Source organism: Acidovorax sp. LjRoot117, from assembly GCF_964252695.1.
Taxonomy (GTDB): domain Bacteria; phylum Pseudomonadota; class Gammaproteobacteria; order Burkholderiales; family Burkholderiaceae_C; genus Acidovorax.
This window is the reverse complement of the sequence record NZ_CAXUPO020000021.1, coordinates 1-9,537: the sequence shown is the minus strand read 5'-3', so window position 1 is coordinate 9,537 and position 9,537 is coordinate 1. Positions and strand designations below refer to the sequence as shown.

9 protein-coding genes are annotated in these 9,537 nt (G+C 63.8%); 7 read left to right on the top strand and 2 right to left on the bottom strand.

Annotated elements, in window-relative coordinates; all coding sequences use genetic code 11:
- Together ACSQ3D_RS27655 and ACSQ3D_RS27650 are read left to right on the top strand one after the other, a co-directional pair.
- On the top strand, nt 1-625 hold a 625-nt coding region (locus ACSQ3D_RS27655; protein ID WP_436129003.1), incomplete at its 5' end, for an RHS repeat-associated core domain-containing protein.
- 21 nt (nt 626-646) lie between these two features.
- Nucleotides 647-1,129, top strand: a complete 483-nt coding sequence (locus ACSQ3D_RS27650) for a hypothetical protein (protein ID WP_436129002.1) — start codon at nt 647-649, stop codon at nt 1,127-1,129.
- 62 nt (nt 1,130-1,191) lie between these two features.
- Here ACSQ3D_RS27650 and ACSQ3D_RS27645 read toward each other — a convergent pair whose 3' ends face one another.
- A complete protein-coding gene (locus ACSQ3D_RS27645; protein WP_156370452.1) occupies nt 1,192-1,374 on the bottom strand; it encodes a hypothetical protein in 183 nt (60 codons plus the stop codon).
- A 90-nt stretch (nt 1,375-1,464) separates the two neighbouring features.
- On the opposite strand from ACSQ3D_RS27645, the gene moaA reads away from it, so the two are divergent.
- The 5 genes from moaA to ACSQ3D_RS27620 all read left to right on the top strand — a co-directional run bounded on the left by moaA (nt 1,465) and on the right by ACSQ3D_RS27620 (nt 5,973).
- Nucleotides 1,465-2,601: a GTP 3',8-cyclase MoaA gene (gene moaA, locus ACSQ3D_RS27640; protein WP_436129001.1), complete on the top strand. Its 1,137-nt coding sequence runs from the start codon at nt 1,465-1,467 to the stop codon at nt 2,599-2,601.
- 165 nt (nt 2,602-2,766) lie between these two features.
- Nucleotides 2,767-3,399 (top strand): molybdenum cofactor guanylyltransferase MobA, encoded by a 633-nt coding sequence (mobA, locus tag ACSQ3D_RS27635; protein ID WP_436129000.1) that lies wholly within the window; start codon nt 2,767-2,769, stop codon nt 3,397-3,399.
- A gap of 72 nt (nt 3,400-3,471) precedes the next feature.
- Complete coding sequence (locus ACSQ3D_RS27630; RefSeq protein ID WP_436128999.1) at nt 3,472-4,086, top strand: GNAT family N-acetyltransferase; 615 nt, start codon at nt 3,472-3,474, stop codon at nt 4,084-4,086.
- A 67-nt stretch (nt 4,087-4,153) separates the two neighbouring features.
- On the top strand, nt 4,154-5,551 hold the full coding sequence (moeA, locus tag ACSQ3D_RS27625) for a molybdopterin molybdotransferase MoeA (protein WP_436128998.1): 1,398 nt from the start codon (nt 4,154-4,156) through the stop codon (nt 5,549-5,551).
- Between the two features lie 86 nt (nt 5,552-5,637).
- Complete coding sequence (locus ACSQ3D_RS27620) at nt 5,638-5,973, top strand: thioredoxin family protein (RefSeq protein ID WP_056413187.1); 336 nt, start codon at nt 5,638-5,640, stop codon at nt 5,971-5,973.
- A 284-nt stretch (nt 5,974-6,257) separates the two neighbouring features.
- Here the strand turns inward: ACSQ3D_RS27620 and ACSQ3D_RS27615 are convergent, their stop codons facing one another.
- Nucleotides 6,258-9,428 (bottom strand): efflux RND transporter permease subunit, encoded by a 3,171-nt coding sequence (locus ACSQ3D_RS27615; RefSeq protein ID WP_436128997.1) that lies wholly within the window; start codon nt 9,426-9,428, stop codon nt 6,258-6,260.
- Nucleotides 9,429-9,537: the final 109 nt, after the last annotated feature.

Genomic DNA, 9,537 nt, shown 5'->3' with positions numbered 1-9,537 from the left:
TCCGAGGGTGGGACGGTATGTGACGCAAGATCCTATTGGCTTAAGGGGCGGATTAAATTCATTTACATATTCAAATAACAACATAAATATTTATACAGACCCACTAGGCTTGAAATCTAGAATGTGTTGTCGAAAAATACCGAATGTACCCGCCAGTCATTGTTCCATTGAGACGATTGATGATGTCTCCGGAGAAAGAAAAACAACTGGATTGTTTGGTGGCGGCATAGCAGGCGCACCAGATTCAAAGAATAGTGGGTGCGCTCTTATCTATAAAAATCATCATTTTGACAAGCAGGCGGGTGGAGATGACACCAAATGCGGAGATTGGACATCTGGGAAAGATGATTGCGTCAAAAAATCTGCCGGCGATTATTCAAACCCCTCAATTTATTCAGCCACAATGGGGCCAAACAGCAATACTTTTGCTTTTTCAATAGCAGGCAAATGCGGCATTTCCTCCCCAAGCAACATTCCTGGCTTGGGTGGTGCATGGGGATCATCAGGAGCGCCAGCAGGCGCTTACCCTGGGGTGCCCCAAACATCAGGACCACAGCTAAATTACCCTCAAACTACATGCCCTGAAGCAACTCCCACATACGCGCCAGAGCAAAATGGTGGATAACCAACGAGAGATATATAAATAATGCAAAAATGCGAATCTCACGCAAATTTACCAAAAGCCAAAAATCAAAATATAAAAATAATAGCAATAGCACTAATTTTAGCAGAGCAGTCTATCTCAATGGGTGCGGAAGCTTGCACACATTGGAAAGAAGTCTCCGATAAATTTACAACGCAAAAATCCAAATTTACGCTGATAACAAACAATAGCGAAGCAATTGAATTAAGTTATCTCAAAAAAATTGATAATCAAATTTATTTAAAGGAACTAAAAAGTTTCCAAAAAATCAGTTTAGAAGATGCACTACTGGGACTCAAAATGCAAAATTTGGAATTCCATCTCCCATTAACCAGCAAAGACTGCTTGAAAATTGGTGATGTTATAAAAAAGAAAATTAATGGCTTCGAAATTACCATAACACACCCTCAAGAAAATTATTTCTTATCTTTTGTGGAAAATAACAAAAAAACAATCTCCGACGCCATTTTAGAGATTGAGAAATAAAATATAAAATAGCATACACACTCAATGGCAAAAAACACCCGGTATTGAGACCGCAACGAAAATCAATTGGCTTGGCAAACCAAAATCATCAAGCCACTTGCAATAGCATGCAAAGAAGAAGCCGAAGCCACGCTGGCAACTTCTAGATAGACCGCATCCGCACGCCAGAACCACGGTGACTGGACCGCACACAGCGCGGTGGCTCCAGGAAAATTGGATATCTTGTTTTGGTCACGTTGGTACATAAGACGGTGCCTGCGCCAAAATTGACCCCGATCAATTCCGATACCAAGGGCTTGCCCCGCGAAGCGAAGCCCATGCGGCAAAATCACCCCATGGCCGAACGAGTGATCCCCCTGGTGGACCAACGCATCGCCGCTCTGGCGGCGAAGGTGCCGTTGCACGCCTCTGTGCCCACCGGGCTGCTCACCGACACGCTCGGCCGGCCGCTGCGGGACCTGCGCATCAGCGTGACGGACCGCTGCAACTTCCGCTGCAACTACTGCATGCCCAAGGAAGTTTTCGACAAGGACTATCCCTACCTGCCGCACGGCGCCCTGCTCAGCTTTGAAGAGATCACGCGTCTGGCGCGGCTCTTCCTGGCGCATGGCGTGCGCAAGATCCGCCTGACCGGCGGCGAGCCGCTGCTGCGCAAGAACCTCGAAGCCCTGGTGGCGCAACTGGCCGAGTTGCGCACCGTGGATGGCCTGCCGCCCGACCTGACGCTCACCACCAACGGGTCGCTGCTCGCGCGCAAGGCCCGGGCCCTGAAGGACGCGGGCCTGAACCGCGTGACCGTGAGCCTCGATGGGTTGGACGATGCGGTGTTCCGCCGCATGAACGATGTGGACTTTCCGGTCGCTGACGTGCTGGCGGGCATCGAGGCGGCGCACGCGGCGGGCCTCTCGCAGATCAAGGTGAACATGGTCGTCAAGCGTGGCACCAACGACCACGAGGTGCTGCCCATGGCGCGCCACTTCCGGGGCACGGGCACCACGCTGCGTTTCATCGAATACATGGACGTGGGCGCCACCAACGGCTGGCGCATGGACGAGGTGCTGCCTTCGGCCGAGCTCATCGAGCGCCTGCGCGCCGAGCTGCCGCTGGTGGCGCTGAGCCCCAGCGCGCCCGGTGAAACCGCCGAGCGCTGGGGCTACGCCAACGCGGCGGGGGTGCACGATGCGAGCCTGGGCGAGGTCGGCGTGATCAGCAGCGTGACCCAGGCGTTTTGCCACGACTGCAACCGCGCGCGCCTGTCCACCGAAGGCAAGCTCTACCTGTGCCTCTTCGCCACCCAGGGCTACGACCTGCGCACCTTGCTGCGCGGTGGTGCCAGCGACGAGGCCATCGCATCGGCCATCGCCCCCATCTGGCAGCAGCGCACCGACCGCTATTCGGAGCTGCGCAGCAGCCTGCCTGCGGACACGGGCGGCGGTGCTCGCCGGGTGGAGATGAGTTACATCGGTGGATGAAGTGAAGCGCCCCCTGAGCCACCTTCGGCGTCTGCCCGCGCTCTCGCTGCGTGCGGCAGGGGGGCACACCCGGTGGCCTGGCGAAGTCGGTTGCACGGGTGCACTGGCCCGGCCGCGTTCCAAGATCACGCGAAGCACCCGTCTGAGTTTCTTTGAAGATCACGAATGATTGATACCCAAGACATCACCGGCCTCGTGCTGGCCGGCGGCCGGGGCTCCCGCATGGGCGGGGTCGACAAGGGCCTGCAGAACTTTCGCGGCCTGCCGCTGGCGCTGCACACGCTGATGCGGCTGCAGATGCAGACCGGGTCCACCATGGTCAATGCCAACCGCAACCTGGCCGCGTACGAGGCGTTCGGTGCGCCGGTGTGGCCCGATGTGCTGGCCGACTATGCGGGGCCGCTGGCGGGCTTTCTGACGGGGCTGGAGCGCTGCGAAACACCGTGGCTGCTGACCGTGCCGTGCGACACGCCCCTGTTTCCGCTGGACCTGGCAACCCGCCTGGCCGCTGCCGCCAGCGAGCAGGACGCCGAGATCGCCATGGCCTGCGCGCCCGAGGACGACGGCCAGGGCCGCATCACCGTGCGCCCGCAGCCGGTGTTCTGCCTGCTGCGCGTGGAGCTGCTGGGAAGCCTGGTGGCCTTCACGCAGGCCGGTGGCCGCAAGATCGACGCGTGGACCGGCCAGCACCGCTGTGCCTTGGTGCCGTTCGATCAGCCTGGGGATGACGCGCAAGCGTTCTTCAACGCCAACACCCTGGCCGAGTTGCATGCGCTGGAGGGCACGGCGGGGCGCTGAGTTGCCGCGCTTGCACGCACGGCCCTCCCCTTCTCTGGTTTGCACCCCAACCATCCCCCGCTTTTGTTCCCCATGCCCATTCCCCACAGCGCAGGCACCGCAGCGACGTCGATTCCGGTGGCGACTACTGCCGCCCAGCCTGCGGCGGTACGCATCCGCGCACTCACAGCGGCCGACGCCGTGCCCTACAAGGCGGTGCGCGATGAAGCGCTGCGCACGGCACCCGACGCCTTCACCTCGGACTACGCGTCGTCCATCGGCCGCGCGGCCAAGGAATACGCCGGGCGCTTCGGGCCGGTGGCATCGGGCACGTTTTTTCTCGGTGCGTTCGATGCCACCGGCCGGTTGCTCGGCTGCGTGGGCTGCGAGCGCGAGCAGCGGACCCAGCAGCGCCACTGCGCCAGCGTGGTGGGCATGATGGTGGCGCCCGGTGCGCAGCGCCAGGGCATCGGGCGGCAGCTGATTGCAGCCTGCGTGTTGGCTGCGCGCCAGGTCCCCGGCCTCACGCAGCTGGTGCTCACGGTGACCGCGTCGAACACCCATGTGGTGCGGCTGTACGAGCAGGCGGGCTTTCATGCCTGGGGCCTGCTGCCGCGCGCCGTGATCGTCGACAACGTGGCGTACGACAAGCTGCACATGCTGCTTTTGCTGACCTCCGACCCCTTTCCCGCCTGCCGCTCCCGGTGACGCGACGTCCTGTGACAATTGCCGCGCGGCATACCCGACTGATTGATTGATTGTTTGTTTGCTGCCCATGAAGACCATTGCCCAGATCGCTGCTGAACTTCAGGGCTACGACCCGCATGCGCTCAAAGCCTCCGATGTGAACACGTTCCTGGAGCGCCTGGTCGAGCCCGTGCAGGACACCGAGGAGCTGCCGCTTTTCAACGCACTGGGCCGCGTGCTGGCCCGCGATGTGGTGTCGCCCATCAGCGTGCCGCCGCACGACAACTCCGCCATGGACGGCTACGCCTTTGCGGGCGCGCAGCTGGTAGCGGGCCAGCCCATGGCGCTGCGCGTGGTGGGTACGGCGCTGGCAGGCAAGGCGTGGACGGGCAGCGTGGCAGTTGGCGAATGCGTGAAGATCATGACCGGCGCGATCATGCCCGCGGGTCTGGACACCGTGGTGCCGCAAGAGTTCACTACCGCGTCTTCCGACACAGCCGGCAGCACAGCGGATAGTGGCCACCGCATCAGCATTGCGGCCGACGTGCTGCGCACCGGCGACAACCGCCGCTTCAAGGGCGAAGACCTGATGCAAGGCGGCGTGGCGCTGGCGCGTGGCGAGCTGCTCACGCCTGCAGCGCTGGGCCTGGTGGCCAGCCTGGGCCTGCACACGGTGACGGTGTTCCGGCGCCTGCGCGTGGCGTACTTCTCGACCGGCGACGAGATCCTGAGCCTGGGCGAGCCGCCCCGCGAAGGCGCGGTGTACGACAGCAACCGCTACACCGTGTTCGGCCTGCTCACCCGCCTGGGCGTGGAGGTGATCGACCTGGGCGTGGTGCGCGACGAGCCCGCGCTGCTCGAAGCTGCCTTCCGCCAGGCCGCCGGGCAGGCGGACGCCATCATCACCAGCGGCGGCGTGAGCGTGGGCGAAGCCGACCACACCCGCACCATGATGAAGAAGCTGGGCGACGTGGCCTTCTGGCGGATCGCGATGCGCCCGGGCCGCCCCATGGCGGTGGGCAGCATCAGCAATACGCCGCAGGGTACCCCATTTCAAGAAAAAACAGCCTCCACCGCACATCCAGCAAGCGCCAAAAGCTATAAAAATAATAGCAACGGCAATGCCAGCGCAGGCGCCGTGCTCTTTGGCCTGCCGGGCAACCCGGTGGCGGTGATGGTGACCTTTCTCGCGTTCGTGCGCCCTGCCTTGCTGCGCATGATGGGCAGCACCCGCGCCGCGCCGCCCCTGCTGCGCGCCGTGTGCACCGAGCCCCTGCGCAAGAAGCCCGGCCGCACCGAATACCAGCGCGGCACCGTCACCACCGCCGCCGACGGCACGCTGCAGGTGTGCACCACGGGCAACCAGGGCTCGGGTGTGCTCAGCTCCATGGTGCAGGCCAACGGCCTGATCGTGCTGCACCACGGCCAGGGCAACGTGGCGGTGGGCGACACGGTGGATGTGATGGTCTTTGAAGGCATGATCTGACACAGCCATGGGGACATCGCTGGTGCAGAGCGCGCTCCCTCGCCATAACCTGTGTCCCAACTTTTCACTTCACTGGTTGAACCGCCATGCCCTACACCGCCACACACCTTGCCCAGCCCCCTGCCCGCGAAGACATCGACAGCCTGACGGGCGCTGCCGTGCTGGAGTTCGGCACGCCCTGGTGCGGCCACTGCCAGCGCGCACAGCCGCTGATCGAGGCTGCTTTGAAAGACCGCGCTGACGTCGCCCACGTGAAGGTCGAGGACGGCCCCGGCCAGCGCCTGGGCCGCAGCTTCAGCGTGAAGCTCTGGCCCACGCTGGTGTTCCTCAAGGACGGCAAGGAAGTGGAGCGGCTGGTGCGTCCGCAGGGCCAGCAGGACATTGCGGATGCCCTGCAGGCTGTTGCATCGCCGGCAGCATGATCCGACCTGGGGCGTTGAAAAATCGAGGAAAAACCGTTCACGCCGAGCCTGTCGAAGCGCTTCGCTAGGCTTCGACAAGCTCAGCCCGAACGGTACGGAAAGTTCAGCCCGAACGGTGCGGGATGATGGAATGCTCAGTCCGCACCCATGCACCACCGACCCTGCAACCCCCCACAGTTCTCATGCCGCACTGCCTATTCGACCAGGCCGCGGCCAAAAACAAAAGGCCACGACGGGCCTTTTGTTTTTTCATTCTGATAGGTCAGATCCCTACGGCAAGGCGGCTACTTGCCGACGTAGTCGTGCATGTGCACTGCATGGGCGGGCTCTTCGGTCGCCACCGCCGTGTTGGCGCCCGGCACCGCGCGGCGTGCGAACAGCGTGTACATGGTGGGCACGACAAAGATGGTGAGCAGCGTGCCCAGCGACATGCCGCCCACTATCACCCAGCCGATCTGCATGCGTGTCTCGGCCCCCGCGCCGGTGGCCAGCGCCAGGGGGATGGCGCCCAGCACCATGGCGCCGGTGGTCATCAGGATGGGGCGCAGGCGCTGGGCCGAGGCCTTGACCAGCGCATCGACCATGTCCATGCCCTGCTCGCGCAGCTGGTTGGTGAACTCGACGATCAGGATCCCGTGCTTGGTGATCAGGCCCACCAGCGTGATCAGGCCGATCTGTGAATACACGTTGAGCGAGCCGCCGCTCCACTTGAGTGCCAGCAACGCGCCGATCATCGACAGCGGCACCGACACCATGATCACCAGCGGGTCGATGAAGCTCTCGAACTGCGCCGCCAGCACCAGGAAGATGAACACCAGCGCCAGCAAGAACACCACGCCGAGCGCGCCCTGCGAGCTCTTGAACTCGCGCGAGGTGCCGTTCAGATCGGTCGTGTAGCCCGCGCGCAGCACCTTGGCGGCGGTGTCGTCCATGAACTTGAGCGCCTCGCCCAGCGAGTAGTCGGGCGACAGGTTGGCGGTGATGGTGGCCGAGCGGCGCTGGCCGAAGTGGTTGAGTTCGCGCGGGCTCACGCTCTCGCGCACCTTGACCAGGCTGGACAGCGGGATCATCGAATCGTTGCGGCCGCGCACGTAGATGGTGTCGATGTTCTCGGGCGTGGTGCGGCCGCGTGCCTCCGTCTGCACGATCACGTCGTACTGCTCGGCATCGCGCTTGTAGCGCGTCACGGTGCGACCGCCCAGCATGGTCTCGATGGCCTTGGCCACCACGTCCACGCTCACGCCCAGGTCGGCCGCGCGCTCGCGGTTCACTTCGATGCGCAGCTCGGGCTTGTTCAGGCGCAGGTCGATGTCCGGGCCGACGATGCCGGGGTTCTGCGCGATCTCGGCCATGAAGGCGGTGGCCACCTGGTTGAGTTTTTCATAACTGTCGGACGTCTGGATCACATACGTGAGCGGCCGTGCGCGAAAGCCCTGGCCCAGCGACGGCGGGGTGATGAGGAACGAGCTCACGCCCGGCAGTGTGCCCACCTTGGGCTGCAGCTCGCGCGCCAGCTCCAGCGTGGTGCGCTTGCGGTTTTCCCAGTCCACCGTGCGGTAGATGACGCTGCCCTGGGCCACGGTGGGGTTGCCGATGTTGGCGAAGATGCGGTCGAACTCGGGGTACTGCTGCCCAATTTTCTCCAGCTCCAGCGCGTAGCGGTTGGTGTAGTCCAGCGTGGCGCCGTCCGGCGCAGTGACGTTGACCAGCACCGTGCCGCGGTCCTCCAGCGGCGACAGCTCCTGGCGCATGGTGGGGTACACCAGCACCAGGGCCACGCCGCTCAAGGCCATGATGGCGATCACGATCCAGCGCGCCTGGAAGATCGCGCCGCGAATGCGGCTGCCGCGCCCCGCGCCCTCCTGGCCCGCGCCGCCGCCCCAGCGGGCGGTCACGATCCAGCGCAGCAGGCGGCCGTAAGCGTCGGACAGCGCGGTGAGCCAGCGCTCCATGGAGCGGTCGAACCAGTTGGGCTTGGGGTTGTGCTTGAGCAGCAGCGAACACATCATGGGCGACAGCGTGAGCGCGACGAAGCCCGACACCACCACCGCCCCCGCCAGCGCCAGCGCAAACTCCACGAACAGCCGGCCTGTGCGGCCCGGCGTGAAGGCCAGCGGCGCATACACCGCCACCAGCGTGAGCGTCATGGCCACGATGGCAAAGCCGATCTCGCGCGCCCCCTTGATGGCGGCGGAGAAAGGGTCGAGCCCTTCCTCGATGTGCCGGTAGATGTTCTCCAGCATCACGATGGCGTCGTCCACCACCAGGCCGATGGCCAGCACCAGCGCCAGCAGCGTGAGCGTGTTGATCGAAAAGCCCGCCAGCGACATCAGAGCGAAGCTGCCCACCAGGCTCACCGGGATGGTGATGATGGGGATGATGGACGCGCGCAGCGTGCGCAGGAAGACGAAGATCACCAGCGCCACCAGCACCACGGCTTCGATGATGGTGGAGTACACGCTCTTGATGGACCGGTCGATGAAGAGCGAGTTGTCGTTGGCCACATCGATGACGATGTCCGGCGGCAGGTCGGTCTTGAGGACGGGCATCATCGCGCGCACACCCTGCGCCAGCTCCAGCGGGTTGGCCGTGGCCTGGCGGATCACGCCGACCGAGATGGCCTCGCGCCCGTTCAGGCGCACGCGGCTGCGGTCGCTGGCGGCGCCCTCTTCCACCCGTGCCACGTCGCGGATGCGCACCGGAAACCCGTTGACCGTGCGGATCACCACCTCGGCAAACTGCCCAGGCGTGGCCAGGTCGGTCTGCGAGGTGACGCTGAACTCGCGCTGCTGCGACTCGATGCGGCCCGCGGGCAGCTCCAGGTTGTTCTTGCGGATGGCGTCTTCCACATCCTGCGTGGTCAGGCGGTACCCCGCCATGCGTTCGGGGTCGAGCCACACGCGCATGGCGTACTTGCGCTCGCCGTAGATGGGCACGTCGGCCACGCCGGTCACCGTCTGCAGGCGCGGCTTGACGATGCGGTTGACCAGGTCGTTGATCTCCAGCGGGCTGCGCGTGTCGCTGCTGAAGGCCAGCCACATCACGGGCGAGGCGTCGGCCTCGACCTTGGCGATGACGGGTTCGTCCACCGCGTCGGGCAGGCGGTTGCGCACGCGGGCCGTGCGGTCGCGCACTTCGGCGGCGGCGTTGTCGGCGTCCTTCTCCAGCCGAAAGCGCACGCTGATCTGGCTTTGCTCGGGGCGGCTGATGGAGGTGATCACGTCCACCGCGTCGATGCCGGCGATGGAGTCTTCGAGCGGCTTGGTGACCTGCGACTCGATCACCTCGGCCGAGGCGCCCGCGTAGCGCACGCTGACCGTGACTACGGGCTCGTCGATCTTGGGGTATTCGCGCACCGACAGGCGCGTGAAGCTCACCGCGCCGATCAGCAGCACCAGCAGCGACAGAACGGTGGCAAAGACCGGCCGGCGTATCGATATTTCAGCGAGTTGCATGGCAGTGGGGGGCTTCGGTCAGTCGGTCAGTCGGTCAATCGATCCGGGGGGCGGGGCGGGGCTCAGGCCGGTGCGCGCGCACCGGAGGGCGCCGCGCGCCCGCCGGGCC

Coding starts and splice junctions, on each gene's coding strand:
- ACSQ3D_RS27650 (WP_436129002.1), top strand. CDS start 647: ATGCAAAAATGCGAATCTCACGCAAATTTACCAAAAGCCAAAAATCAA.
- ACSQ3D_RS27645 (WP_156370452.1), bottom strand. CDS start 1,374: ATGTACCAACGTGACCAAAACAAGATATCCAATTTTCCTGGAGCCACC.
- moaA (WP_436129001.1), top strand. CDS start 1,465: ATGGCCGAACGAGTGATCCCCCTGGTGGACCAACGCATCGCCGCTCTG.
- mobA (WP_436129000.1), top strand. CDS start 2,767: ATGATTGATACCCAAGACATCACCGGCCTCGTGCTGGCCGGCGGCCGG.
- ACSQ3D_RS27630 (WP_436128999.1), top strand. CDS start 3,472: ATGCCCATTCCCCACAGCGCAGGCACCGCAGCGACGTCGATTCCGGTG.
- moeA (WP_436128998.1), top strand. CDS start 4,154: ATGAAGACCATTGCCCAGATCGCTGCTGAACTTCAGGGCTACGACCCG.
- ACSQ3D_RS27620 (WP_056413187.1), top strand. CDS start 5,638: ATGCCCTACACCGCCACACACCTTGCCCAGCCCCCTGCCCGCGAAGAC.
- ACSQ3D_RS27615 (WP_436128997.1), bottom strand. CDS start 9,428: ATGCAACTCGCTGAAATATCGATACGCCGGCCGGTCTTTGCCACCGTT.